At 39.5% G+C, this 26,553-nt stretch carries 29 protein-coding genes; 18 read left to right on the plus strand and 11 right to left on the minus strand.

Annotated features, from left to right (window positions below; all coding sequences use genetic code 11):
• The first annotated feature begins 31 nt into the window (after window positions 1-31).
• Entirely contained in the window at window positions 32-241 is a 210-nt protein-coding gene (locus tag EHQ58_RS12380; protein WP_135624188.1) for a hypothetical protein, read from the plus strand.
• A 367-nt stretch (window positions 242-608) separates the two neighbouring features.
• On the plus strand, window positions 609-1,019 hold the full coding sequence (locus EHQ58_RS12385; protein WP_167883623.1) for a TIGR04452 family lipoprotein: 411 nt from the start codon (window positions 609-611) through the stop codon (window positions 1,017-1,019).
• Between the two features lie 53 nt (window positions 1,020-1,072).
• Here the strand turns inward: EHQ58_RS12385 and EHQ58_RS19070 are convergent, their stop codons facing one another.
• Entirely contained in the window at window positions 1,073-1,657 is a 585-nt protein-coding gene (locus EHQ58_RS19070; RefSeq protein WP_135624190.1) for a DUF2200 family protein, read from the minus strand.
• 184 nt (window positions 1,658-1,841) lie between these two features.
• Between EHQ58_RS19070 and EHQ58_RS12395 the strand changes: the two genes are divergently transcribed.
• Window positions 1,842-2,720, plus strand: a complete 879-nt coding sequence (locus tag EHQ58_RS12395; protein ID WP_135624191.1) for an LBF_1199 family protein — start codon at window positions 1,842-1,844, stop codon at window positions 2,718-2,720.
• A 69-nt stretch (window positions 2,721-2,789) separates the two neighbouring features.
• On the opposite strand, the gene EHQ58_RS12400 is transcribed toward EHQ58_RS12395, so the two are convergent.
• Both EHQ58_RS12400 and EHQ58_RS12405 read right to left on the minus strand, forming a co-directional pair.
• Window positions 2,790-3,575, minus strand: a complete 786-nt coding sequence (locus tag EHQ58_RS12400; protein WP_135624192.1) for an Ig-like domain-containing domain — start codon at window positions 3,573-3,575, stop codon at window positions 2,790-2,792.
• A gap of 2 nt (window positions 3,576-3,577) precedes the next feature.
• Complete coding sequence (locus EHQ58_RS12405) at window positions 3,578-4,831, minus strand: DUF5683 domain-containing protein (protein ID WP_135624193.1); 1,254 nt, start codon at window positions 4,829-4,831, stop codon at window positions 3,578-3,580.
• A gap of 167 nt (window positions 4,832-4,998) precedes the next feature.
• Here EHQ58_RS12405 and EHQ58_RS12410 point away from each other — a divergent pair, with 167 nt between their 5' ends.
• A complete protein-coding gene (locus tag EHQ58_RS12410; RefSeq protein WP_135624194.1) occupies window positions 4,999-5,673 on the plus strand; it encodes a hypothetical protein in 675 nt (224 codons plus the stop codon).
• A gap of 148 nt (window positions 5,674-5,821) precedes the next feature.
• Window positions 5,822-6,391: a GyrI-like domain-containing protein gene (locus EHQ58_RS12415; protein ID WP_135624195.1), complete on the plus strand. Its 570-nt coding sequence runs from the start codon at window positions 5,822-5,824 to the stop codon at window positions 6,389-6,391.
• A 69-nt stretch (window positions 6,392-6,460) separates the two neighbouring features.
• On the opposite strand, the gene EHQ58_RS12420 is transcribed toward EHQ58_RS12415, so the two are convergent.
• The 4 genes from EHQ58_RS12420 to EHQ58_RS12435 form a co-directional block, all read right to left on the minus strand.
• Entirely contained in the window at window positions 6,461-6,865 is a 405-nt protein-coding gene (locus EHQ58_RS12420) for a DUF5360 family protein (protein WP_135624196.1), read from the minus strand.
• Between the two features lie 19 nt (window positions 6,866-6,884).
• Complete coding sequence (locus EHQ58_RS12425; RefSeq protein ID WP_135624197.1) at window positions 6,885-7,682, minus strand: sterol desaturase family protein; 798 nt, start codon at window positions 7,680-7,682, stop codon at window positions 6,885-6,887.
• An 83-nt stretch (window positions 7,683-7,765) separates the two neighbouring features.
• Complete coding sequence (locus EHQ58_RS12430; protein ID WP_135624198.1) at window positions 7,766-8,323, minus strand: Crp/Fnr family transcriptional regulator; 558 nt, start codon at window positions 8,321-8,323, stop codon at window positions 7,766-7,768.
• Window positions 8,324-8,347: 24 nt separating this feature from the next.
• Window positions 8,348-8,800 (minus strand): SET domain-containing protein, encoded by a 453-nt coding sequence (locus tag EHQ58_RS12435; protein ID WP_135624199.1) that lies wholly within the window; start codon window positions 8,798-8,800, stop codon window positions 8,348-8,350.
• Between the two features lie 100 nt (window positions 8,801-8,900).
• Between EHQ58_RS12435 and EHQ58_RS18760 the strand changes: the two genes are divergently transcribed.
• The 8 genes from EHQ58_RS18760 to EHQ58_RS12470 are packed head-to-tail and all read left to right on the plus strand — an operon-like array spanning window position 8,901 to window position 16,325.
• The gene (locus tag EHQ58_RS18760; RefSeq protein ID WP_167883624.1) at window positions 8,901-9,044 is read left to right on the plus strand and encodes a hypothetical protein; all 144 of its coding nucleotides are present in this window, start codon (window positions 8,901-8,903) and stop codon (window positions 9,042-9,044) included.
• Between the two features lie 26 nt (window positions 9,045-9,070).
• Window positions 9,071-9,544 carry a 6,7-dimethyl-8-ribityllumazine synthase gene (ribH, locus tag EHQ58_RS12440; protein ID WP_135624200.1) on the plus strand — a complete coding sequence of 158 codons (474 nt, stop codon included), beginning with the start codon at window positions 9,071-9,073 and terminating at the stop codon, window positions 9,542-9,544.
• The gene (nusB, locus tag EHQ58_RS12445) at window positions 9,541-9,993 is read left to right on the plus strand and encodes a transcription antitermination factor NusB (protein ID WP_135624201.1); all 453 of its coding nucleotides are present in this window, start codon (window positions 9,541-9,543) and stop codon (window positions 9,991-9,993) included. The genes ribH and nusB overlap by 4 nt, the downstream gene beginning before the upstream one ends.
• Entirely contained in the window at window positions 9,971-12,085 is a 2,115-nt protein-coding gene (locus EHQ58_RS12450) for a tetratricopeptide repeat protein (protein ID WP_135624202.1), read from the plus strand. Before nusB ends, EHQ58_RS12450 begins: the two co-directional genes overlap by 23 nt.
• A complete protein-coding gene (locus EHQ58_RS12455; protein ID WP_135624203.1) occupies window positions 12,082-12,882 on the plus strand; it encodes a class I SAM-dependent methyltransferase in 801 nt (266 codons plus the stop codon). Before EHQ58_RS12450 ends, EHQ58_RS12455 begins: the two co-directional genes overlap by 4 nt.
• A gap of 2 nt (window positions 12,883-12,884) precedes the next feature.
• A complete protein-coding gene (locus EHQ58_RS12460) occupies window positions 12,885-14,444 on the plus strand; it encodes a DEAD/DEAH box helicase (RefSeq protein WP_135624204.1) in 1,560 nt (519 codons plus the stop codon).
• Complete coding sequence (locus EHQ58_RS12465) at window positions 14,408-15,526, plus strand: N-acetylmuramoyl-L-alanine amidase family protein (protein WP_246047347.1); 1,119 nt, start codon at window positions 14,408-14,410, stop codon at window positions 15,524-15,526. The genes EHQ58_RS12460 and EHQ58_RS12465 overlap by 37 nt, the downstream gene beginning before the upstream one ends.
• Entirely contained in the window at window positions 15,507-16,325 is an 819-nt protein-coding gene (locus tag EHQ58_RS12470; protein WP_135624205.1) for an LIC_10740 family protein, read from the plus strand. Before EHQ58_RS12465 ends, EHQ58_RS12470 begins: the two co-directional genes overlap by 20 nt.
• A gap of 7 nt (window positions 16,326-16,332) precedes the next feature.
• Here the strand turns inward: EHQ58_RS12470 and ispG are convergent, their stop codons facing one another.
• Window positions 16,333-18,342 (minus strand): (E)-4-hydroxy-3-methylbut-2-enyl-diphosphate synthase, encoded by a 2,010-nt coding sequence (gene ispG / locus EHQ58_RS12475; protein WP_135624206.1) that lies wholly within the window; start codon window positions 18,340-18,342, stop codon window positions 16,333-16,335.
• 136 nt (window positions 18,343-18,478) lie between these two features.
• Between ispG and EHQ58_RS12480 the strand changes: the two genes are divergently transcribed.
• Complete coding sequence (locus EHQ58_RS12480) at window positions 18,479-18,763, plus strand: hypothetical protein (protein WP_135624207.1); 285 nt, start codon at window positions 18,479-18,481, stop codon at window positions 18,761-18,763.
• A complete protein-coding gene (mutY, locus tag EHQ58_RS12485; RefSeq protein ID WP_135624208.1) occupies window positions 18,760-19,830 on the plus strand; it encodes an A/G-specific adenine glycosylase in 1,071 nt (356 codons plus the stop codon). The genes EHQ58_RS12480 and mutY overlap by 4 nt, the downstream gene beginning before the upstream one ends.
• Before the next feature lie 6 nt (window positions 19,831-19,836).
• On the opposite strand, the gene EHQ58_RS12490 is transcribed toward mutY, so the two are convergent.
• The 3 genes from EHQ58_RS12490 to EHQ58_RS12500 form a co-directional block, all read right to left on the minus strand.
• A complete protein-coding gene (locus EHQ58_RS12490; protein WP_135624209.1) occupies window positions 19,837-20,880 on the minus strand; it encodes a hypothetical protein in 1,044 nt (347 codons plus the stop codon).
• A gap of 31 nt (window positions 20,881-20,911) precedes the next feature.
• Entirely contained in the window at window positions 20,912-21,163 is a 252-nt protein-coding gene (locus EHQ58_RS12495; RefSeq protein WP_135624210.1) for a hypothetical protein, read from the minus strand.
• 79 nt (window positions 21,164-21,242) lie between these two features.
• Entirely contained in the window at window positions 21,243-22,034 is a 792-nt protein-coding gene (locus tag EHQ58_RS12500; protein ID WP_135624211.1) for an ankyrin repeat domain-containing protein, read from the minus strand.
• Between the two features lie 235 nt (window positions 22,035-22,269).
• Here EHQ58_RS12500 and EHQ58_RS12505 point away from each other — a divergent pair, with 235 nt between their 5' ends.
• Genes EHQ58_RS12505 through EHQ58_RS12515 form a run of 3 tightly spaced genes read left to right on the plus strand, consistent with a single transcriptional unit; the run spans window position 22,270 to window position 26,537 of the window.
• Entirely contained in the window at window positions 22,270-25,434 is a 3,165-nt protein-coding gene (locus EHQ58_RS12505; RefSeq protein ID WP_135624212.1) for an efflux RND transporter permease subunit, read from the plus strand.
• A 3-nt stretch (window positions 25,435-25,437) separates the two neighbouring features.
• Window positions 25,438-26,019, plus strand: a complete 582-nt coding sequence (locus EHQ58_RS12510) for a TetR/AcrR family transcriptional regulator (protein WP_135624213.1) — start codon at window positions 25,438-25,440, stop codon at window positions 26,017-26,019.
• 38 nt (window positions 26,020-26,057) lie between these two features.
• Entirely contained in the window at window positions 26,058-26,537 is a 480-nt protein-coding gene (locus EHQ58_RS12515) for a PaaI family thioesterase (RefSeq protein ID WP_135624214.1), read from the plus strand.
• The last annotated feature ends 16 nt before the right edge of the window (window positions 26,538-26,553 follow it).

Raw genomic sequence — 26,553 nt, forward strand, 5'->3', positions numbered from 1 at the left:
AGAAACCATGGAAATGCCTGGGAGGATTTTTATGAAAATGATCGTTCGTGTCCCTTTGGTTTTTGCACTTTCGTCCTTCGCTCTCAATTTTCTGGTCTGTAGTCTTGCCCACAGAGACAATGCAGATGCTCCGTTTCGTCTTGGAGAATCGATCATTCGATATGGAGAAGAAATGGAACGGGGGGAGTCTTACCCACCCGCTGTGTTCGGGGAAAAGAACAGTCGAGCAAACCTTCTCTAAAAGAGGACGGCAGCGTATCTGGAAACATTTTGGGATTTGTTTCCCATACCGTTTCCGAATCAAGTTTGCCCCTCCTTTGTAGCCTAACGAAGGCATCCACCACTTTGCTAATTCCCTCCAGTCAAAACAATTTCCCAGTTGTTGCTGGAAATGCTAAATACACTCCGATAGAGTTCAGTAGGCAGCACATCTAGTTACAAGCAAACCTTAGCACTTTTATAATACTTGAAATGTATCATCACTTTCTACAGACTTTTTTAAATATGAAATGATTGAATTCTGTTAGAAAGTAACTTTTGTTAAAAAAAAGAATTGTAAAAAAAATGAGCATTAGTGAGATAGTCTAACGAAAATCAGGAGATGGTTTGTGAAAAAAGTATATTTGAATATTGCGGTATTATATGTCGTATTTTTTTTGGTTTCATGTGAAAATGTTGGTATTTTAGGGCAGGGTGGTGTTAAGGGGAGTAAAGTAAAATCTGAAATTCTTGCCATCGCAAATACGAATAATATAATATTCGCACCAATTGCAGCAAGTCAAGCTGGAGCTTCAAACTTAACAGGCGCTGTTGCCGTTCTCAGTATTGTAATTGATGGAGCCGTTGTACCAGGCCTTGCCGGTATATCGGATTCTGCGCATTACACCAAAGGATCGGTAGACTCATGTAAAAACACAATGACTACGATTGGTTTCCTTGTGGACAACTGGATCGGTGCTCTTTCCTGCAATTTACAAAAAGTTCCTTCTTTGATTCAAATTGGAGATAGTGGCATCTAAAAAAGAATCTGAACCGCGAATCGAAATTCACTTTGTTTCGTGGTTTTGTAAACTCAAACCTTAAATTTTAAGTCCAATTTTTTGAGTTCGGTCTGTAAGATTTTTATCGCCTTCGGACCAACACCATGGAGTGAAGCGATCGTTTTCTCTGTATACCGACTAACCTGTTTCATATTTAAGATACCAGCCTGTGCAAGTGCTCGTTCCGCGGGTGCACCTAAGCGCGGGATAGCGAATCCAGCTTTCAAAATATTTACTGTCTCCGGAGATGCTTTTCTTAAAATCGCTTCCATCTTTTTGCCGTTTGCTAATTCATCAATGACTTTGTCGAGATAACGAATCTCTTGCATCAGTGACTCCTGGATCTCCTCAACACGGATACCGCAGATAACTCCTGTTATTAGTTTTCGGTTCGGGTTCAATTTGGGCGCTTTCTCAAAGAATGTTTCAAAGCTAACTTCTTTTTTTATTTGCGATTCCAGAGACTTTTCAGTGTATCCAGTTAGCCATTTAATAATGGTATCAACATCCGCCTTACGTCCTCCTTTGCGTTCGACCTTGGCAATATACAACGGATAGACGCTGGCAAAACTCATAGAGTAGATTCGATGAGGGGAGGTAGTAGTGGATTTTTTCATGAAACGATTACCGAAGGCATATTAGGCACTTTCTTTCCTTTCCGTTTTTCTTGTCGCACTGAAGATTTTTAGTCATCCCGATTTAGGACTAGTTCTATTTTTATCAGTAATCAAAATGAAATTTTTTGCATAAAATTGTCGAATACTCTTTGGGAAAATGCCCTTAATTTCGTCTTGAGTAGAGATGGAACCGCTAGATATCAAATGCTGGAAACAGATGAGCCCAGAGTCGGCCAAAAGGACTCTCCTTTCGGTTTCACAGAGCGAAGTTGCTCGCGAATTCTTTGAAATTTTATTTTATACGCCAGAGCTCCGGGAGTATTTTGTGAGATACCTTTGGATTTTTCGCGAGGATTCCCATGTGGAATCGATTTTCAAAAATCCCAATTTACCCGTAGAATTGGTTGAGAATTATATTTATTTTGCCTTAGGTCAGTATCTGATCGATGTCAATGAGGAGTATGGAAGGTATATTTCTCAAGTAACGAAACTTTTTCCGTCCGAGATGAGTTTACAACTTCTTGCATCAGAAGTTGTAAACAAAGATAAAACATTAAAAATCCATCTTCTTGCAAACCTGGACGCAAAGGCCTGGGATACATTTTTTGCCAATCTAGAGGATTCATCGAATGGATTTGGAGAGCTTGCGCTTTTATTCGAACATCTTGAAAGAGAAGAGCTTAGCCGTCTCTTTTTTCGAAACCAAAATCTTTATGCATCCATTCGAATGATATTTGTTTTTCTAAAAGAATCAAACTTGATCAAACCTGAATTACTGTCTCTGATTGAGTCCTTACTTTCTCAAATTGGACGATGGGAAGAGTTTGTGAAGGATATGAAATCAACCTTTCAGTTACAGGAAGAAAAAAAGTGCAGTCCAAAAGATAGAAATCCTAATCGACTCTCGATCATTCTACATGAACTGATAAAAATATCAGCCGAAGAACGAATGTTAATTTTAGATTTTTTCTATTTAAATGAACTTCTCTTTGACCAGAGTGAAATTAAAACCATTGACTATATTCTAAGTGTCTATTCAAAGGAAGAGGTTGCTCAGTTATAAACATTTTTTGATTGTTGTTATAACATAGATTCGATTAAATATTGATCGATAAAAATAAATTAAAAAAAACTATTCATAGAGACAGATTCCAAAAATACCTAAATCAAAGAAACATGTCGAAGCCTCCGTTTCTGAAGTAGAAAAAACCCACGAATAGGGACGAACCATTTGGTTTCCTGCTATATCTTTGATTCCAGATTTTATGACACAGATGTAAGCGGTTACTGGCAACAAATTAGAATTTGGCGAAAATAATAAACTTTGGTCTTGAATAGAAAGCACTCCAGGCGGATTTCCTTGTAAGGAAAAATTCGATTCAGATACAGTTGTTGGGTCAATCGATTCATTGAAATTGACAATGATTTTGGCATTGATTGGAAAATTAGTTTCTCCAATTTCTGGTGAAGTCGACAAAACAGAGGGGGGCGTATTATCAACTTCCGATCCCGTTGAGAATTGATATTCATAACTTGAACTTAATCCATTCTCAGCAGAAATTGACACAGTATAAGTTGTATTCGGCAGTAGTAAAGTAGCAGGCGTAAATACGATAAACTTCCCATTTGTCACTAATTCTCCTTCGATTGAAGTTGAAAGATTGTTTGGTCTGATGTTTATTTGTTGTTTCGTTATGCCAGCCACATTTTTATTGAAGCCGATAAATACATTTGTATTTCTGTAGTTACTTGTTGATGAATTTTTCGGAATGATGCTCGTCACGATCAAGGCCGTATCATCTCGAAAAAACATTGAGATTATTTTTAAAAGAAATGTTTTGTCTCTATCGATATCAGTCTTCCAAATTTGACAAGATGTAAGCAGTAAACAAATAAGTGATATAAGATGTGGATTCATACTTAGAACCGATACCCATATTCTGCGGTAAGTAAATTTTCTTTGGAACCTGCATGCATTGAAGGGAATCTAGAATTTGATTCAAATCGAAAAAAAAATTGATCTGACTCACTGCTTTTAGTTCTTGTTGGTAAAAAGTAGGCATCCACTAAATTTAAAATATATACTGCTGCGAGGAGTGTCATTGCCGTTTGGCTTTCGATCTGGGTTTGTTTTAACTTTTCATGTCTCATATTTTCATTGAATAGGGAAATCGCATCAAGAGGAGAGTTCCAGGATAATAAAAAATATGTCTGACTCTCTTTATACATTTTTCTCTCTTCTAGATAATTTTGGTATTGTGAAATGTTATGAAAAATGAGTCCGATGGTGACACTAGCTAAAATGATAGATTTATATTTTTGAATTTCCAGCTGATTCTGAGAATAATGCGTATATTGACCATATCCAGGAAACATCGCAGATTTTTTGATATATGATAAGTTTTGAATGGTTACTTTTGACTTATATTCTACATCATAATACTCGAGAACCCCTCCAGCAATTTTTTTTGCGAAAATTTCACTCGCTTGGGTGAGGAGAGATAGGTTCTCCGCAATTTCTGATTCTGCAAAATCAATGCGATTTTGAGTGGGGTCAACTATATAACCATTAATAAAATATTTAGAATTTATTTTTGTAATTTTTCCAGTCAGGATTCGATTGGCATTGATTAGTTCTCCAAGTTGAATTGTGCAATCCTTTATCTCTTTCCGACAGTCTTCGTTATATTTATTCTGCTCCTGTTTGGTTTTAAGAATCGTCTGCTGATCGACCACTTCAAATAAATTCGTTTTGACCAGATTGGTAATGATGATCTCCGTTACGGTTTCCAATTCGGAAGCTGTGACTCCATTTCCTGCTTGAAAATTTAAAAGAGCAAGCCTTGGTTTTGAACCTACATCGGCTTCCCAGTCGAATTGATCCTGAAGTGATTCTGCGATTCGAATCCTTTCATCTCTTACCGAAGTAGTCGATTCTTTTTTCGGTGTGGAGGATTCTTGTTTCATTTTTACCGGTTTTAATTTGATCGATGCGACAGAAGATTTTGAAAATGTTTTTTTGACTCCGTTTTCCGAAATGATTACAGATTCATTGTGAATTTCCGTTTTTGCATTTTCAATCACCGTTCCATTCTTTAGTTTAATAGTATCAGAGATTAGAATTTGATGTGGAAAAAAAAATAGAAATACGATTAAAACAAACCATCTCCACATAATCGGTCAAAGAGTCTCTTAGTCCAGGCTCTCCGTCAACAAATTATACCATTTTGTCGTTCGATAAAATATTTCCTAATACCATTTATATTTTTTGACAAAATTCGAAATGAAAGAGACCAATATATGAGAATATTTGATCATCGGAATTTCGCCCGGAGCGTGTTATGCATCACACAGACAAATCCTTACTTGCTACCTTTTTGAGAGGTTTGATTGCCGGCATAGGATTTACATTCGGAATTTTGTCGATGGGCTTATTTGCCATCAGCCTAACGGGCACATTCAATACATTTTTTAGTGGACAGGTTGTTAAAGCCTCCGACATCAATACAAACTTTTCTACATTACGAACGGCAGTTGAATCGATACCAGACTGGACAAAAAGCGGAGTGAATGCAGTTTTTTCTTCGGGCGCTGTCTTTATCAATACATCATCTCAGGCAAATGCTGCGACCTTAACTGTGAACGGAAGGATATCTTCAAGTGCCGTTGGAGTATATTGTGGTACTACATCCGCTACATACACGGGAAATATAGGTGGTTATTCGACAGCAAAATCGTTATGTGAAGCTTCCAGCGCCTGCAATAATGTCAATGCTCATATGTGCACTGCGCATGAACTGGCAATCTCACGACAACTAGGGATAACCATCGCAAGTAACACTTGGTTTACCTCTCATGGATATTGGGTTGGAGCGGTTCCTGCTGTCTTTGTCAGTGATTGTGAAGGTTGGACTTCAGATTCCTCTTCCATCGGTGGTTCTTTCAATAACCCTTCGAGTACATACGGTTCTTGGAATTATTGTAATAATAACTTTAAAATTTCCTGTTGTTTATAAAGAATAAAAGTTATCTTTCAAATTCTTTCTAAGAATTTCCAAAATCCGTATGTTTTGTGACAATCGTAGAAAATAACTCGATACAGGTAAAAACGATTGCCAACATTTTTCCTTTTTTACAAAATCAGAAGTATTTTAGGAGAATTACATGTCAAAAAATAGATTGGTCATTGCCGGTTTTTCACTTATGATTCTAATCGTATTTGGTTTTTTCGTTTGGTCAGGCGGATTCTTTACACCCGTGATCAGCGAAGTGAGCGAAGGTCCAATGATATTTATTGGAATAGCACACAAAGGCCCTTATGAAAATATATCCCCTAAATTTAAAGAAGCATCAGAAAAGGCAAATTCCCTAAACATTGAAACGGAACCAATGGCCGGTATTTATTTTGATGACCCTTCTATGGAGTTAGCAGAAAACTTGCGAAGTTATGCTGGATTCATAACGACGCAAGAGAACTCCGAAAAGCTCCAGGCAAAATTTCCAGAATTTCGAACCATTCTTATTCCGAAACAGATCGTTTTAAAAGCAGAATTTCCTAACAAAGGTTTTGTTTCCATGATTCTAGCGATTAAAAAAATATATCCAAAGTTTGGTGAATATTTTGCAGAAAAAAAGATCGTGATGCCCAAATCAGACAGAGATTCGGAAAAAAATTATGCAATGGAAATTTATAATAAAGATAATATTGAGATTTTTATGACCATTCCAAAATAGCCAATGGAACCAGATTATGTAAAGTAAGATAGGCGTATCGTCTAACGAAATCCTTTCTTACTTTTGCACTTATGCATGATACGTGTTCGTATCCGATTTTGAAAATTGAATTAAAAATGGAATAGGATACAGCATGAGGTATAAATTGGGAAGCCACCATGCTAGGTCAAACCACCCCTGGATCGCCCAGAAAGAAATGGCCATTAGCCCCGAAGTGAAAGTCAGACATAAGCTCACGATCGCAAAAAAAATCCATCTATCGTTGTTTTGTTTTAGTAAAATCAGCGATGTGAGCCCACAGAGGGAAAGCACCAAATCCAATGGAAAAAAAGACCAATTCCAAATGACTAATGTCGGATCTTTGTAATCAGGGAAAAGCAATTCATCGGGTATCAACTTGAAATACGTGATACCCCAGTAAAAGAGAAAACCAAAATCGATGAGAAGAAAATTTGTTTTTAATAGTTTCTTCATTTTTTATATATCCTTGATGTTATGCGCTTGGCGCAGGTTCTCGGTACAGCGGACGCTTGGTAATTTCTTCAAATCGTTCTCTTGTTTCTGGAAATTCTGTGTCCATCCATCTGTCCCACCAAGTAAAATAAAGCCCATAGTTCCCGTTGAACTTGGAATGGTGTAAATTGTGATGGGTTGATGGTGTTTTAAATTTTAAGAAGGGAATGCGATACCAATTGGCTGGATAGAGTTCATACCCCATATGGCCGATGACATTGTATAGCGTGCTCAAGATTTGAAAAATGATGAGGCTTAAAATATGTCCTGGAATCAAAAAAACGAGGAGGAAGCTGATACTATATTCTATAATGGATTCGATGGGATGAAAGGAAAAAGCTGTATAGGGAGTGGTATCGATGGATTCGTGATGAATCTTATGCACATATTTGAATATACTTTTGTGGTGCATGATTCTATGCGTCCAATAAAAGTAAGTGTCATGCATTAAAAACATAAGGAGTATTGATAGGAAAAAATAGCCGATTCCATAATCATTGAAATTCGAATACAAAAGGGTGTAACCAGATTTTTCCATATAATAAATGCTTACATCAAAACATGCGAATAACAAGAGAGTAATGATGGAGCGTTTGATTTCTATACGGATTTGAGCATCGTTTGCTTTGGGTTTGGACTGAATCCTTCGTGGAAGGTAAAATTTAGTAAATTTTTTCCACAAAAGAAAAAAGGCAAGTCCTGCCATCAGAAAATACAATACAAAGTATATACCCAAATCCATTAACCAAACAGTTATGATTTCAAAAATAGTTTCCAAAGATTACCTCTATTTATTTCATTCATTTGACCACAAGATGGAGTGTTCGTCAATGATGGGTGAGTTGATTTAGATCAAAAAGTTCAACTTCGGATGCGACTCAGAGTTTCTTTGGTGATACCCAAATAAGAAGCTATGTGGGTCAAAGGAATTCGATGAAAGGAGTGGGAATATTTAATCAAAAAATAAGTATACCTTTCTTTGGCTGTTTTGAATTGAAAATGAACTGCTCGTTCCTCTGACTCGATATAATATAATTCCATGAGCAAACGTCCGAGTTTATTAAATTCAGGAAAGGATTCATAGAGAAGATTTAGATCATGGCGGCTGATTTCACCTAATTCACATTCTTCTAAAGCCTCAATTCCTTCCAAGGATGGTTTACCTGTTATTAAGGAGGAAATTGAGGTAGTGATTTCTCCTTCAAGAGAAAACCAAGTTGTTATATCTTTTCTTTTTTGATAAAAAAAGCCCCGAAGAAGTCCATGGTTGATGAAATAAATGGAATGAATACATTCGTTAGGCTTTAAAAGTATTTCTTTTTTCTTTAAATGTCGTATTTTTGTTTTAGAAGAAAGAGTCTCTTGGATTTCAGGGGCGAGCTTTAGGATTTTATCTATAGCCGTTAGTAAGGATTCCATGAAATCGCGAGAGCAGTATGATGCTTACTTCGGTTTAAAGTCCACATTGTCCCAATAGTCTTTTCCATAATCAAAAAAGATTTCGTTACCTTCGGGGATCGTTTTTAAAACTTTAAATCTTGCCGTTTTCCAGCGAACAGATGTTACTAGTTCGGCATTCGGCTTGTCGGAATGGTTGATGTATCTCGTATAATTGGATTCCCTTCCTTCTCCATAAATCCACCAGTCCTTACAGATCCAAAGTAAGTATTTCGAATCAATGTACTTTGGAGATTCGGCATCATCATCTGTGATGATCTTACCCATATAGTATCCAACAGTATCGCCTTTATATAGGGTTTGTTTTGTGAATAGTCCCATCCCGATTCCAGGTACTGAAGATGGTTTGATGATAAAATCCTTCTCGCTATAGATAACGGGTTTACGTTTGGCTGCCGCTTTCTTCTTCTTTCTCGGAATCACTTTCTTCTTTTTCATACGTATAGGACATAACATGTAAGTGAATCTAGTTTGTAAAGCCTGTACCGATTTAAGAAAGGACTGCCCAACATCCGATCATCAGAGGAGAGGGCGAAATATGTTACCAGAGACGGACCAAAATAAAAACAATGTTGTCAATTTAGCATTGTATCGTGCCAAAAAAGCTCTAGAAAAAGACGGTTTCGAAGTTGTTGAAAATCCAGAAGGAAAGATCACACTTGTCATTCGTCTTGCGAAATAAGCCCTGATCTGGAAGATGGAAACAAAATGGCAGTAAATAAAATCGAAGGCAGTCGTATTGGAAAGGGACAGAAACATTGTGTCATCGTTTCTAAGTTCAATGAGTTCATCACCGAGAGTTTACTCAAAGGGGCACTCGATGCCTTCCGGCAGCACGGGATCCCGGAGTCCGATATCACTGTGATTTACGTACCTGGGGCCTATGAACTTCCAGGAACTGTGTCCAAAGTAATCCATTCCAAAAAGTTATCATTTTCTTCTATCATCTGCCTCGGTGCCGTCATTCGGGGTGCGACTTCTCATTACGAGTTGGTTTCAGGCGAGGCTGCGAAGGTAGGTGCCCTCTCCCTTACTTCTCAAATTCCAGTGATTTTTGGCGTAATTACCACAGAAACGATTGAACAGGCGATTGAAAGGGCAGGAACCAAAGCAGGAAACAAGGGCTATGAGGCAGCAACCACCGCCATAGAAATGGCAAATCTCTTCCAAGAGATCGGATGAGTAGCAGGCATAGAGGTCGATCCCTTGCCCTGATGTGCCTCTACCAAATTGATTTGGTAGGCACAGATCCAAACCGTGCGATGAAGTTCGACTGGTATGACAAAAAAATCTCCAAAGAAGAAAAGGATTACGCCATCTTTCTCGTGAAAGGTGTCGTGGAAAAACGGGAATCGATCGATAATCTCATTAAGAAGTATTCCGAAAATTGGGAGCTATCGCGGATCTCTGTTGTGAACCGCTGCATCCTTCGGTTGTCGATCCTTAGTCTTCAAAAAGAACCCTTCCTTGCGGGCCCCGTGGTCATAAGTGAAGCAGTTGAGTTGACAAAAGAATTTGAAACAGAAGAATCTGCACATTTCATAAACGGTTTGTTAGATGCATTCTACAAAAAAGAGATCTTAGCAAGTAACGGCAAGCTAGGTGAACATGGAACCGATCCACAAAAATAGATTTAAAATCGAAGAAGACTGGAAAAGTTCCCAACCAAGTTATTATAAGGAAGATCCTTACCTTAGAAGGCTCGACGAAAAAGAGCAAGAATCCAATTACGCGTCCAAAACAGAAACAAACAAACCGATTTTAAGTTTTCTATTTTGGGCGACACTCATCATTTTAATTGCAGTGGTTTGTACCGCTGGCGTTTACTATTTTTATTACTATAAAAAGACGAATCCTGAAGAAATATCCAAATCTTTATCAACCGCACCAGCTGATAGAAGGTCACTCGAATTGCTTTTGGACAAGCCTTACCTTCCAAAAGATTCGATCAATGCTGGTTTGGCCAATTGTTTAAATTCTTATTACGATCGTTATGTGAATAAAGCTTTTCGTGTTTGCGAAGAGTTTCTAAATACTCCTGGCAAAGATGAGGATAAGTCCATTGCCCTGACTGTCTTAGGTGTCATGTTTGACGAAGCAGGGCGGTATGTGAGTGCCATCGAAAGATTCGAAAAGGCCGTTCAATACGATCAAAAAAATTATTTCGCTTATTATAATCTTGCCTTAGCCTTTAAACATTCGGGTAAATTTGAAGAAGCTAGAAAGGCTGCTGCCAAAGCAAAAGAAATCGCTCCAAACGATCCACGCATTGCTCTATTAACTGGAAATCTTTACCAAGAGATAGGTGATTCAGGCGCAGCCATCGAAGCTTATAAAGAAGGCCAAGCTCTTGCGCCTAGTGACCCTGTTCTCAGTTATAATTTAGCAATCAGCTATCTGAAGCAGGGGAAAATTCCCGAGGCCATTGACGAATTTCAAAAAGCAGCTCTTGCTTCACCTAATTCCAATGTGGCGGCACTTTCGTATGGCCATCTTGGTTCCATTTTTTATGGTAGAGAAGACTTCGACAGAGCAGAATATTATTTTAGAGAATCCGCTAGACTCAAACCTGCGGATGCCAAAAATTATTACAACCTTGGTCTCATTCAGATGAAAAAGAAGAATACCGAGGAGGCGGCTCGGTATTTTCAAAAGGCATTAGATTCAGGAGCCAATGACCCTGAAATTTACCGTTATATTTCGGAAGCCTTTATTGCCATGGGTCAGTCATCGCTTGCGATCCAAGCACTTAAAAAAGCACTTGTTTTAAAGCCCAATGACATTGATTCTATTTTTGCACTCGCAGAGCTTTACTATAAAAAAGGTGAGCTCGTAGAAGCAGAAAACCTGTTTCGACGGATCATTCGCATGACACCTGGCGATAGTTATTCGGAGACTGCATTCGTGAATCTAGGTATCATACTCGACGAAATGGAAAGATACGGCGAAGCCATCCAAGCATTTGAGGCTGCAATCGTTTTGAATGCCAAAAATCTTTCCGCAAGATATAATTTAGGAATCGCATATCTGCATGCAGGTATGCCCACAAAAGCTATCGAGAGTTTAAGAAAGGCATCAGCCATTGACCCAAGCCACGTTCCGAGTAGGCTTGCCATCGGTGATTATTACTTAGAAAATAAATTTTATGCAGAGGCCATATCGGAATACGAAGAAATTTTAGCAGAGAAGATGGAATTGCATGAGGCACGCTTGAAGCTTGCAGAAAGTTACCTTCGAGTGCGCAATTTCACTGCAGCAGAAAAAAGTTTGGTTTATGTGTTGAATCATTCCCGGGATGGCAATGAGATCAAATTGGCTCATAGAAAACTTGCTTTATGTTATGCGGGAAGTGGGTCGTCTGCGGGAACAGCTAAAGCCAAGGAAGAGGCATTTCGCGCCTCTCACATTGATCCCGAAGATATGGAATCTCGACTCGTACTTTCTAAAATTTTAATTGACTCAGGCTCTCTTCTCGATCGGGAAAAAGCGATAGATGAGCTAAACATCATCGTTCGTTCCGACGTCGCGCCGAGTATCGCGGCCAAAGCTCATAATTATTTAGGTGTATGCTATTTTAAGAATACAGAATTCAAAAGGGCCCTTCAGGAATTTCAGATGGCTCTTGATTTGAATCCTAATTTAACGGAAGCTTACGAAAATAAAAGGGCCGCCCGTGCCCAATATGAAAAATCCATGGATTCAAAAAAGCGGACTTTCTTTTGAGTTTATTTGCATTTATACCTGATTCTAAATTTCCAAATCATTACGAAATCTGTAAACACACCGGGATTTTAAAATATAGTTTAGCTAAAGAGAGAGCTTACGGTGATTCGTATTTTTTAGAAGAATATCAAAATCAATATAAAAAGACATACTATGAAGACGAGCCTAACCTGCGTATGATGGCAAGACGTAGGCTCGGGGTAATGCGAGAGCTCTTTGGGTCGGATATGAGGGGAAAGTTTTTACTCGAAATCGGGTCAGCGGCAGGATTCTTCCTTGACGAAGCGAAAAAGTTAGGACTGCAAACCAAAGGGTACGAACTTTCACCAAGAGAGGTAAGTTACTCTGTTTCCACGTTGGGACTGGATGTAACGGCAAATTCCATTTTGAATGTTGAGGATCACGCCTATTCCAGATCTGTAGATATCCTCTGTGCTTTTTTTGTGATCGAACACATTTTGGATATTGAGGCCCTTTGGTTGAAAATAGATGCCTGGATGAAACCGGGTGGGATTGTCTATTTGGCACTCCCTTCCTTTTTTGGACCAACTTACCAAACAAACCCCGAGGCGTGGTTTGCAACGCATCCCGAGGACCACTTCTATGACTATGACCTGGGTTCCCTGAAAAAACTCTTGTCAATCCTTGGCTACAGATTCAGATATGCTAGACCTATGTCGTATCACCCGAAACGGGACTTAAGCCTACGCGGTAGGTTCCCAGTCTGGGCCTACAAACTCTATTCCAACCTATTTTGTTACGGTGACACCATAGAAGTAGCATTCCAAAAGAAATAAATATGAAATTTACTGAACTCCCTTTTCACGAATCCATCCAAAAAGCCTTAGATAAAATCGGCTATTCGGAACTCACTCCCATCCAAACCAAAGCCATTCCCTACGCTATGGAAGGTAAGGACGTAACGGGCCTTGCACAAACAGGTACTGGGAAAACGATGGCCTTTTTGCTCCCGACTCTGCACAGGCTACTTTCCAGCGAAGAGGAGGAGCCTCTTCCTTATGCGCTTGTCCTTGCACCCACGCGCGAGCTGACGATTCAGATCGGTGAGGAGGCAAGAAAGCTCCTCCAATTCACAGATTATGGTGTCGCCACCATCATTGGTGGGACGGACTACCGTTCCCAAGAGGAAGCATTGGGCAATAAAGGTTGTCTCATCGTCGCAACGCCTGGCCGACTCATTGATTTTGTTAAAAATCATGGCTTATCTCTTGATGCCATCAAAGTCGTCATTCTGGATGAGGCAGATCGCATGTTTGATATGGGCTTCGTTATGGATCTCAAATACATCTTCCATAAATGTAAGAACAGAAAACAAAGTTTACTCTTTAGTGCGACTCTCAGCTATGAAGTGGTTCGTCTTGCAAGTAAGTACCTTGTCGATCCGATCGAGGTTCATATTAACCCAGAAAAGGTGATCACTGAACGCATAGATCAAACGCTTCTGCACCTTGGTCGTGATGAAAAATTGCCTTATCTCGTCAATTCTTTGTTAAATTATCCAATAGAAGGTTTAGGAATCATATTCACAAACTATAAAATGAATATTCCAAAGATTGTAGCTTGCCTTCGCAATTTTGGAATTACCGCTACAGGTCTTTCCTCAGAGTTAGATCAGAAAAAGCGCATACGTCTGCTTCGTGATTTTAAGGCAGGAAAGTATCAATACTTGATCGCGACAGATGTCGCCTCACGTGGTATCGACATTGAAAATATAGATGTAGTTTATAATTATGATCTGCCACAGGATGCGGAAAATTATGTGCACAGGATCGGACGGACCGCAAGAGCCGGCAGGAAAGGTCGCTCCATTGGATTTTGTTCAGAGACGGACTACACGGAACTGGAAAGAATTGAAAAATACCTAAATTCAAAATTGCCAGTGGTGGATGTGAACGAAGAGTATTTGCAATTTCCGAAAGGAGAGTTTACTCCTGTTTTCCCAGAAGAAACCATTCCTGGCGAAAAGAAATACCAAGAGAGAGACAAACGCGACAAAAGAGAGAAACCAAGTCGCGGCAGAGACCGAGATAAGGACAAAAGGAAACAGCACCCTCCTGCAAAGATGGCACACCCTCACGAAGGGCATCCTCATGCTCATCCTGCTGCTACCTCCCATTCGAAATCGGAGAGACCTAAAAAGGCATCCGAAAAGCCTCATGCAAAAACGCATAAGAATGCAAGTCACAAAGGTCCAAACCAAAATAAACAAGCAAACTCGCATCAGAATGCCAATCCTTCGCGAAGGAATCTTTTCGACAAAGACGCATCTGCTGACAAGACAACACCTAAGAAAAAATCGATTTGGAAAAAGATAATTTCCGTTTTCAAGAAAAGTTAGTCCTTCTCTTTGTAGGTTTATGTTTCATAAACCTACCGCTGTTTGGTGAAACTGTAAAATTGCCTTTATATGGAAAAGGCAATTACGTATTATATTCTGAACTTTCGCCCATTTTCCCAGAGTTAACTTTCAATATGCGAGCCTCCTCACTCGTGACAATCATACAATCTCCGCAAGGAAAAATCCAATTTAGATTGGGCTCCAGTTTTTTTATCTTAGATGATAAAATCATAAAAATCCCGAAACCATCGCTCACAAAAAATGGAGATCTGTATCTACCCATTGATATAGCCGAGGCAATATTTTTGAATTTAATCGCCTATGATTTTCGCTATAAATTCAAAGAGACCGAGCTCTTGTTAGATGTATCAGGATCACCAGTCCCCAAAAAAAATATCAATGTTAAAGCGATCATCATCGATGCAGGACATGGAGGAAAGGATCCAGGAACTTCTGATGCGACCGGATATTTTGAGAAAGAGGTGAGTCTTGGAGTGGCCAAGTATCTCTATTTGTACCTTCGAAAATATTACCCTGAGATTCGGCTTCTCCTAACAAGAAAAAGTGATGTCTTTATTGAACTGGAAGATCGGTCCAAGCAGGCAAATTCTTTGCTTAAAGATACTCGAGATTCTATATTCATTTCACTTCATTGCAATGCCTCGCTCAATGAAAAGGCAGGAGGATTTGAAATTTATTACCTATCTCAAAGTCCGAGCACAGAACAAGCACGTGAAACGGCACTCATCGAAAATAAATTTTTAAGTCCTCATCCAAATCGGATCGTCAATGTCATCCAATCACAAATGTTATCAAGTGTCACCCAGCGCCGATCGAAAAAGCTTGCGGAATCCATAGAGGAAGAGTATGGGAAAGGACTTCTCAATTCGATTTCGACGCGTGGTGTGAAAAAAGCAGATTTTTCTGTCTTGCGAGGAAGTCTGATGCCTGCGGTACTGATAGAAATGGGGTATCTCACGAACCTCGAAGAAAGCAAAATTTTAAAAGATAAAAACTTTCAAAAAAAAATAGCACGTAGTATCATCAAGGGAATTCGAACTTATGCTTCATCCAAAGATTAAAGAATATTCACTCATTGCCAAAGATAATATCAATTTTTGGAGGACAAAGTTTTATAATATTGGAACAGAACGTGAAAAATCGAGTCGCGAATTTCAGTTTTTATTTTTGTCCTGGTTCTCTCTGCTTTTATTTTTTACCTTTTTTATCCTAACCGAAAAAAATCCTTTTAACTTACTTGTTCCGTTCAATGTCTTCCAATGGCCATCCATTGACCACAGAGAAGAGGTGAAAATTTTTATCTCGGATGGCGGTGAAAATCAAATACCGGTTAATCGAAAATTATTACGTAACGATGACTCTATCCAATTTACTTACCAACTCATTGGCCAAGTAGGTGCTCCTCCTTACTTCAGTGTCGAGGAAAGTGCTGCCACCAAAGACAAGTTATTCAACCCGAAAAAACTTTTAGATTTGCAATTCGCATTAAAAAAAATCTGGGTCCGTGACAATGGTAAGAGGATGATTTTGGATTGGAACGAATCGATGCTAGAAAGCGTCATGAATGAGTATCGTCTCCCTCAGATCATTAGAAGCGGAAATGAAGTTGAGGAGGAGCCTAGTGCCAATGCCCCAGTGGATACGACCACGTATTATTCTGGCGGAGATATTGGTCAAAAGGAAAGTGAAGTTGTCACAAGGGCTCGCAGAACCAATGCTTTAAATGCTACAATCCGAGCGATTGATGCGACGATTTACTTAAATTTCCCTGAGGTAAAATCCATAGAACACAGGTTAGATGGTAGGGTCAAAAATTTTCCAGGACTTACGCCTTTGCTTGATGCGACAAATGAAAAGTAGTTAGACCTTATGGGTCTACCCACATTCCATTTGCTTTGATTAGGTCAATCAGTCTTTCCGTGGCTTCGATTTCGGAAATGCCTTTCACAACGATTTCCTTTCCTTTATACAGATGCACTTTCCCGATGCCTGCTCCCACGTAGCCGAAATCGGCATCTGCCATTTCGCCTGGTCCATTCACAATACAACCCATCACTGCTATCTTCACACCTTTTAGATGGCTTGTGTAGGCTTTGATTTTGGCAGTTGTAGATTGTAGATCAAACATGGTTCGTCCGCAGGAGGGACAAGAGATGTATTCCGTTTTTGTCAGTCGAAATCGAGTGGCTTGCAAAATATCATAGGAAAGGGAAAGGGTTGCCGTATGATCTTTATCGAGAAGACGGATGCGCAGAGAATCCCCAATCCCATCTAGGAGAAGGCCACCAAAATGGATGGAACACGTGTACAAAGCCTCTTCTTCTGTCGCAAACGTCCCGCAAAGACAGATGGGATAATCAGAATCCTTTAGAGCATAGGCAAGTTTTCGTGTTTCCAGTAAATCGGGCACAGCGAGAGAAAAAGAAATATTTTGAATCTTCCGTTTTCTACATTCATTTAAGATGTGATTTACGCTCGAGATCTGGTTGGCTTCAAGGCAAAACTCAACTGCTCTTTTGTCTTTTGCATAATTGCCTACAAAATCAAAAAATTGATTCCATTCTATCGAATCTGGATTTGTCGCATCAAAGAAAAGAAACGGACTTACGACCCATTTTTGCAGTCCGAAAATTTCCTCCGCCAAACTATCATACTGCATCGCCAATTCATCCGAGAGAGTAAAACCAATTGGATTCGGGATTTGATTTTTGCGTTTAAGTGAGGCGGCGGCAGTGAGGGCTAATTCATCTTTGAAGTCAAAAAAAACAATCTCATTTTGTTTTGATGTTTGTACGCCTTTGGCATTGGCTGATTGAATCTCTGCGACACTTTCCAAACCAAAAAATGGAAATTCTGTCTCAACCCGTACAGGATGTTTGTCGCCGAGTCCGGTTTCACCGAGCATTAATTCTTTAGAGTAGAATCTGGAGTAAGCGTAAGGATCTCTAAATTCCTGATATGTTGTGCTTTCCTTTCCTAAGGATTTCATATACAAATCATTGTATTTTTTTACGAGCTCTCTTGCTACGGGAATCTCTGCGACTGCATCTTCTGTAAGTGAAACACGAATCGTATCACCAAGGCCATCTTCAAGGAGTGCCCCAATGCCCATCGCAGATTTGATACGACCATCTTTCCCATCACCTGCCTCTGTGACCCCTAGGTGCAATGGGTAGTCCATGGACAGTTCATAAAATCTAGATACTAAAAGTCGATATGCTTGGACCATCACCTGCGGGTTAGATGCTTTCATTGAAACAACGATGTCTTTATAGTTATTATGTTCGGCAATGCGAATGAATTCTAAAGCACTCTCAACCATACCGAGCGGAGTATCGCCAAACCGGTTCATGATCCTGTCACTTAACGAACCATGGTTGGTTCCAATACGCATGGCGACACCTAGCTCTTTAGCACGTAACACGAGAGGGGTGAATACTTCTTCGATACGTTCAAGTTCCTCTTCGTATTCGCGATCCGTGTATTCGATGATATCAAATTTTTTCTTGTCCGCAAAATTACCAGGATTGATTCTTACTTTTTCCACCCATTCTACGCATTTTAAAGCAACCTGTGGTGTAAAATGGATATCTGCCACAAGCGGAACTTTAAGCCCAAGTTCTTTCATCCGTTTACGAATGTTTGGTAAGTTATCTGCATCAGCTTGGCTCGGGACTGTCAGTCTTACAATTTCAGATCCGATGTTTTCCAGGGCTTGGATTTGAATGATGCTAGCATCCGTATCACGAGTGTTTGATGTGATCATGGATTGGATACGGATCGGGTTTTCGCCGCCAATGCCTACATTTCCAACCTTTACTTCTCTCGTTTTTCTGCGGTGATAAAAGAAGGGCGATTCATTGTATTTCGGATTCATCTAGTTATGGTCTCATTATCTATAAATTTTGGAGTGAATTTTTGAGCAAGCAGTTCGAAAAATTAAGGTAACTTTCAATTTCAGGTCCCTACAAGTCGAAACTCATAATAGGGAAGAAAACTCTCTTTAATTAGACATGAATGTTGAAGTAAAACCAAATCTCCGCAGGAAATATAGAGTTCAAGTGACGGTCGCTATTTACCGCGAGGGGAGTCTCTCGTATAAAAGTGAGATTCTTTCGCCTGCGTTTTATGCAAAGAGGGCGGAAGCCCGTGACCATATCCGGCAGGAAATCAGAGAGCGTTTGGCACATTCCCGTTTTTTCAGGTCCACGAGATTGGATTATGATTTAGTTCGCTATACAGAAGAAGCATCCTGCAATACCTACCTTAGATATTCCATACAAGATACGGAAATTTGAATCCTAAAGAACGGCTCCTTGCTTGGTTCCATCGGAACAAAAGGGACTTACCTTTTAGAAAGAAAAAAGCCGCGTATGAGATTTGGATCTCGGAGATCATGTTACAACAGACGAGGGTTGCTGCCATGCTACCCTTATACTCAAAATTCCTCGCAAAATTTCCAGATATAGAAACGCTCGCTAAAGCACAGGAAGAAGAAGTCCTGTCCGCCTGGCAAGGATTAGGTTATTATAGTCGTGCTAGAAACATAAGAAAAGCAGCCATCTATTTAACTTCTAATTTTAACGGTAGATTTCCGAAAGACTTAACCGAGGCTTTGAAGATTCCTGGAATCGGTCCTTATACGGCAAGGGCTGTTCTCTCGATTGCCTATGATTTTCGCGTAGCAGTTTTGGATGGCAATGTAAAACGAGTGTTATCCCGATTTTTTCAGTATGAGGAAAATATCTTAGGAAGTAAAGCCGACAGAGATTTACAAGCACTCGCCGATGGTTTTTTAAACTTAGAATCTCCAGGAGATCACAACCAAGCCGTGATGGAATTAGGCGCCATGATTTGCCTTCCCGAAAATCCAAAATGTCTCACCTGCCCACTGATAGGTGATTGTAAAACGCAAGTAACAGGGAAAACAGATTCGATTCCTAGAAGAATTAAGGATAAAAAACAAATTCATTTATTCGGAAACATTCTGTGGATTGCTTGCGGGGATGAGGTCTTACTCATTCGTGAATTACGTCCTCGTTTCTTAAAAGGGATGTATGTATTGCCTATTTTTTTTGTAACGGAAGACCGTGATGATGTGTACGCTCCCAGTGAGGATTTAGAACTTCTGAATCTCTCTTTTGATTTTCGGACCCTTCCAATGAAATTCAAACATACGATCACGCATCATAAATTCGAATTTCAAATCAAGAGATCGGAAGTCATAAAAGATGTTTTGAAATCCAAAATGAATCAGTTTGGACCAGACTTACTTTGGAAATGGGTAAAAATAGAAGAGCTGACATCCCAATTTCCTTCTTCGATTGCACGAAAGGTCAAAATGGAAATCGAGAAGCAAAATTAGATTTCGTTATTGGAACTTCAAAAGCTTTTCAAAATCGACATCCGAGTTGTTTTGTCGTTTCCAAATGATTCCATCCACTATGTAATGATGAAAGGTCAAAGTCATTGCCAATGTGACTGCAAAAGGAACCGCAGTATTTTTAATGAGACCATCGAGTGAGTATCCTAGTTCGGGTAAAAGATAATAAAAAGGAAGGGCCAGAAGGACCGTGACCAAAAAGTAAAGAGCACCGTGTCCAGCACCCCTTTGCGACAACCAAGAAAGAAACCGTGAACGCGGATCTACTCCCTGAAGGAAACGGTTTCGATTGTAGATCCATACAAATGCGATATATTGTACATTATGCCAAACATTAACGAGTAACCATCCTGAACAAATTTCACCTATCAAAATGTAGGCGCCAAAAAATACGAATAGGTGGGATATCATATACAGACTATGACCTATGGCAAGTCTACCTCTCTTGTAATCAACAAGCCGCAAATAAAACCAATACATCCAAAGCAGAACACTCATGAGACCGACTAGGTGAACAAGACTTTGCGGGATAGGCGGAAGCCAGAAATCTTGGAAAAGAAATTCATCTGGTCGCTCTGCGCACCGATGGAGGAATCCCCAAATCGGTACAGACCAAATCGTAAGTTCTGAGAGGCGCTCGGAGTCCCAAGCAATGCCACCTGCCCTGCGACGGTAAACTTGCGTTAGACCCCAGCTTTGGCGCACTGTGTGGAAAAATTGACCGAAAAAATAAAGGACATAGATTCCTTTGAGTCCAAATGTTTGTCCCAGGAGGAGCATTCCCATGAGTATGAAGATAGGTATTAGTAAAATCAATGTCAGATGGCGCCTGCGGTCGTCGGGATGGAGAAGGAGTTTCGTGTAAGTGGACCATAGGTGCTCATATCCAAAGAGCCAACTATGGACTGTTAGCATCGGTATAAACAAAAGTGGCCAAAACACGGTAACGCTTGCCATCGTGCAGGCGAGTGTTAAAGTCCCCAAAATAAAGAGAAGGTCAAAGCCTGTCAGCCGGGCCCGGACTGCATCCATACCAAAGGCCAAGTGTTATATCCTTTCGGAATTAAGTAACGGCGCCTGGCGGGAGTTTTGGCCGAGGAGGAGCAGTGCAGATTCCTTTCTCGTCCGTCTTGACACACTCATGGTGTTTTTGGCATTCGTCAGAGGTCTTACACTCTTCTCCCACTTTTTTTTTATTCGGATCGAATGGCACCATGATTTCACTCGCCATATCCGCAGTCGCCTTTGCATACAGATTGCAGGCAAGCATGAAAACGGCAAAAGTAATGAATAGACCTGATAGATTTTTTCTCATCATAGATTCTCCCAGCCAGAACTAAGATTTCTGAAACTTACTTAGGATACGACGGAAGTTTTAAAAGTTGCAACCAAATTTATTTTTGTATTCTATTAATGTAATCGATGCACTTTTGATCTAAAACTTGATCCGAAAAAGGTTCCGCTTTTGATTGCAAAAGCAATTCGAAGGATGTTTTTCCGTCCCTGTTTTTTAGAGCAAGGTCTGCTCCCTTTTTTAAAAGTAAGTCAATCACCTCAAACTTTTGTTTCGATCTTGATAAAACTGCTTTATGTAAGGGCGTCTCTTTTTTATAATCTAATTTGTTTGTGTCGCTTTGAGCTCCATTGGCAAGGAGAACCTTTAAAACCTTCAAGTTGCCCGCCAAAGAGACTGTATGTAAAAGGGTTTCATCTGTCAAACTTGAGAATTCATGAACGTTTGCACCCTTAGCAAGCATCAGTTGTATGACATCCGCATCCTCTAAGTTAGATGCATACCAAATCGGGCTCATTTTTTCGGAGTCCAAAATCGATACCTTGGCCCCATGATCAATGAGTAATTTTGCCATCTCTCCTCTGCCATTTCTCATAGCATAATGAAGAGGTGTTTGACCTTCGTTATCCTGTGCATTTATATTGGCTCCTTCTCGGATTAGCTTTAGAACTTTTTGGTCGTTATTTTTACCCGTGACAAGTTTGTGGAGCGGAGTGATCGTGCGACTAACAGTCAATGAATGGTATAGATCTTTTGATCCGTAGTAAGCAAAAAGAACCGGATACAGGATGATCTTTTCATACCACTTAAATTCTGGTTTTATATCCATACTGAAAATTGATGCATTTTGCAAAAGGAGAACAAAAACTATGACACCCGTTTTTCGATTCATTCTCTTTCGATCCAAATTCGATGTTACTGGTTTTGGACGTGCAAATCAAGATATAATTTAGTCTTTGTCCTTGTTTCGCGGGCTCCAAACAAGAAACGGAAAAGGAAAGGGGCTAGAAAGCCTTTGGTTTTTTTAAACCATGCCATTAAATTTTCTGAATCATTTTTCGTAGGAAACTTAAAATCCTTGATTAGTTTCCTGAGTTTACCAAAAGTAGGCGAGAAAGGTATAAACCATGCGTTATCTCATCCAATTTTTCCTAAAGCGTAGCCTCCTTGTAAACGTGATTCTCGTGTTTATCGTTCTCATCGCTTGGTCAAGTATCAGCCGCATGAACCGCAATAAATTTCCCGAAGTGGACTTGGGAAAAATGATCATTACGACAAAATATCCTGGCGCCTCACCTTCGGATGTGGAACAAAACGTGACACGCCTCATTGAGGATGAACTGAAGAGTGTCAAAGGCATCGATAAATTTACTTCTATCTCCGCTGAAAACGTTTCTATCATCACAGTTGATATTGATATTAATTTCCCGAATCCAGATGAGGTGAAGGATGAAGTTCGACGCGCTGTAGATAAAGTTTCCTCCCTGCCTACGGAGGTAAAAGAAAGCCCGAACATTAGAGATCTCAAATCGACTGAGGCCCCTGTTCTTACGGTTGGAATCTCGGGCGATGTTGAATATTCCGAATTGCGCCGAATTGCTAAAATCATGGAGAAGGACATCAAACACATCAAAGGGGTCTCCTATGTTGACAAGTATGCATTCCGAGATAAAGAATTTGAAGTAGATCTCGATCCCATAAAACTAAAAGCCTATTATGTTGCGCTCAATGATGTTCTTGTTGCCTTAAATAAAAGAAATATCCGTGCCACGGGAGGAAATATTGAATCCTTTAATACTCAACGAAATATTTTAACCTTATCTCAGTTTGACTCCATTGAGGATGTAAAAAATGTGATCGTTCGATCTGAGTTTGGTGGTGGTTTAGTTCGAGTGAGAGATATCGGCATAGTACGTGAGTCATTTGAGGATGAGAAGATGAGAACCATATTTAATGGTAAATCTGGTATCATGCTCGTGATCAAAAAAGCATCGAATGCTGATATAATCAGAGTTGTAGATACGATCAAAGATTATCTGAAAGAAAAACAAACAGTACTACCTGCGGGGATAGTTTTAACACCGGTCAATGATGATACGAGAGTCGTAAGAAACAGGTTAGCAGTCGTAACTTCAAATGCTTATCTCGGTTTTGCTCTCGTGATTATTATCCTTGTTATCTTTCTTGATTTGAAAAGTTCGTTTCTTGTTGCTCTAAGCATTCCGGTATCACTTGCGATAACCTTTATCATTATGAAATGGACAAATTCGGATATCAATTCGGTTTCCCTTGCGGCGATGATCATTGCTCTGGGAATGATCGTTGACCAATCCATCGTTGTAACCGAGAACTCTATATTTTATAAAGCAAAAGGATTTTCCAAACTTGAAGCCATCACAGAAGGCACTCTAGAAGTGGTCATTCCCGTTTTTGCGTCCGTTCTAACAACCGTTTTATCCTTCGGCCCCATGTTGACAATGTCGGGAACACTTGGTCGATTTGTTTATGTCATTCCTGTTGTTGTCATCGCATCCTTAGTTGGATCTTTATTTAATTCATGGTTTGTTTTGCCCAATCACTTAACGCACATTTTTAATGATGGTGAGATTAAGAAGATAGAAAATTGGCAAGATCGTTTTTTCAACCGGATTTCATTGCCTTACGCAAAAGCAATGCAATCGATTTTGAAGTATAAATACCTAACGATCCTCTTCACTATCTTTCTTCTAATTTTTACATTGTACTGGGGAAAAAACAAGGTGATTTTCAATTTATTCCCACCAGACGGTGCAGATACATTTTTTGTATATTTAGAAATGCCTTCAGAATCTACGTTTGACGCCACCGAGTCAGTTATTAAAAAGATAGAGGCTGAGATCTTAAAACTTCCAAAAGAAGAAGTGTCCTTCTATCTATCAAAAATTGGAACCCAAAGTACGCAGGAGCTGGCGGCACCTGTAGGTGGAGATAAACATTTAGCATATGCACAGGTAACACTTGTTCCTTCCTCTGAAAGAAAAAGGGAAGCACAAATGGTGATGGATGAACTGAAAGGCAAAATTGATCTTAGCGTTAAGGGCTACAAAGAGCTTACATACGATTTACAAAAACCAGGTCCACCAGCAGGAAAACCGATCGAAATCCATGTTCATTCTGATAATGATGGCCTTCGTTCCGATTTCGTAAGTAGGATTGTCGAAGACTTAAAAGTCATGGACGGCGTTTTCGATGTGACAACGAACTATAAAATTGGGAGAGAAGAGTATAAACTTGATATCGACTATGTGCGTTTAGCAACCGTTGGCTTAAACGTGCAAGAAGTGGCTAGCACTCTCAGGATCGCCTTTGATGGTGTCAGAGCCACCTCCATCGTTAAAAATAATGAAGAGATAGATATTCGTGTTAGATTTCCTGAATCGGCGAGAAGAGAAATCACAAATGTACTTGGTTTAGAAGTAAGAAACAGAGAGGGAAGGCTTGTGCCCATTCGGTCTTTTGCGAGTCTATCCAAAGTCAAAGCCGAATCTTCGATCTATCATACAGATGGAGATATAACGACTACGATAACGGCGAGATCTAAAGTAACAGTGCAACCTCAGAAAGTGATCGATTCGATCCTAACAAAGTATGCAAATGAACTAAAGGCCAATCAAGAAGTGAGATTAACGTATGGAGGAGAAGCTGAGAAAACGAAAGAGTCAGTTAAGTCCCTACTGATTGCCTTTATCGGTGGAATTATAGCCATTTACCTTGTGATTGCTCTTCTATTCAATTCCCTTACACAACCGATTCTCGTTCTACTTGCCATTCCGTTCGGATTGATCGGAGTCATCTGGGCTTTTTATTTTCATGATAGGCCATTTTCTTTTTTAGGTTTGATCGGAGTCATCGGTCTATCTGGAATCGTTGTTAATAACTCGATAATGATGGTTGAATTTATCAATAAAATTGTAGATGATAATCACGGTGAAAAGTTTTCTTCCGATAAAATTATTCCTCAAATCATTGAAGGAGCTGTTAGACGACTGCGTCCAATTGTAATTACGACGGGAACAACCGTGCTTGGACTCATGCCAACTGCTTATGGTATCGGAGGTTCAGATCGATTTATAGAGCCAATGGTCATTGCACTTTCTTATGGCATCATTGCCTCTACATTAATCACACTCATTCTAATTCCTGCTTTTTACCTTGCGAACTTAGAAGGGATCTATTACATACGAAAGGGATTTAAAGTATCAATATCGATATTCCTCCATTCGTTTCGGTCCTTGAGACGTGGAAGAGCATAGACATTGGATACAGAAATAGAACAGAAAATCCTTGCGTTTTCAGAAACGTATTTCATTCAAAATGGTTATTCAAGTTCCTCTTTGGACGAGATTGCTACGCATTTAGGTATCAGTAAAAAAACAATTTATAAGTATTTTTCTTCGAAAGAAGAAATCCAAATACGTTGCACGAAAAATAGAATCGATCGAATCAATTCAAGAATCAATTTAATTGTAGATTCAAAAGATGACTTCTTCAAAAAAATTGAGGATGTATCCGCGTGTATGACCCAGAAGGAAAATCTAGTAGCTCCCGGGTATTTTGCAGATTTGAGAAAACATTGTTTGAAAGCCTGGCAATTATTTGAAGAAAATCAGAATACGTTCATTCCCTTTATACTCGAAAAAGTGATCAATGAAGGCATTAAGAAAAAATTGATCAAAAAAGATATTGATAAAGAGTTAACCATTTCAGTATATCTTACGTTGATGCGTTCTTTGATAGAAGTATCCAGTGAAAAGTACTTTGCTCAAAATTATTCACCAAACGAATTAAAAAAAGCATTCAACCAAATTTTTTTTCTTGGTATCATCCGAAGGGATTAGTTTTTACATTTTAGAATAGAAGAACCTATGAGGTATTCATGGAAGTTTTAAATCTCGCTCGCAAAGTTGTACCAAAAGATCTCTTTCGATTTAAAGAGGGTAGTGAAAGCATTATCGAAAACATACAATATTTAGTTGATCAATGTTTCCCAGCTGCGACAGGTATGAAAATATTGAAATTAGATAAGGAAACATCTGAGGCAAGCATCCCTTATGCGATGAAGAACCGTGCCCTCCATGGTCTCATGCATGGTGGATGTTATTTTACTGTCGGTGATACACTCACAGCTGTCATGTGTATGTTTCACATGGAAAGAGAAACCCAACTTATGGTAACTACAAACGCGTCGATTCGCTACCTGCGACCTATCAAAAAAGAAATGGTAATTGCAAAGGTCAAACTAACGAGAAAGATTGGGAACCGCATTGATTTCGTTTGTGATTTTTTAAATCCAGAAAATAAAAGAGCTGCGCAAGGAAAATACAGTTATGTCTTGATAGAACAAGCCGAACCATAGATCAAAAACTGTTATC

The sequence above is a fragment of the Leptospira ognonensis genome, from assembly GCF_004770745.1.
Lineage (GTDB): Bacteria > Spirochaetota > Leptospiria > Leptospirales > Leptospiraceae > Leptospira_A > Leptospira_A ognonensis.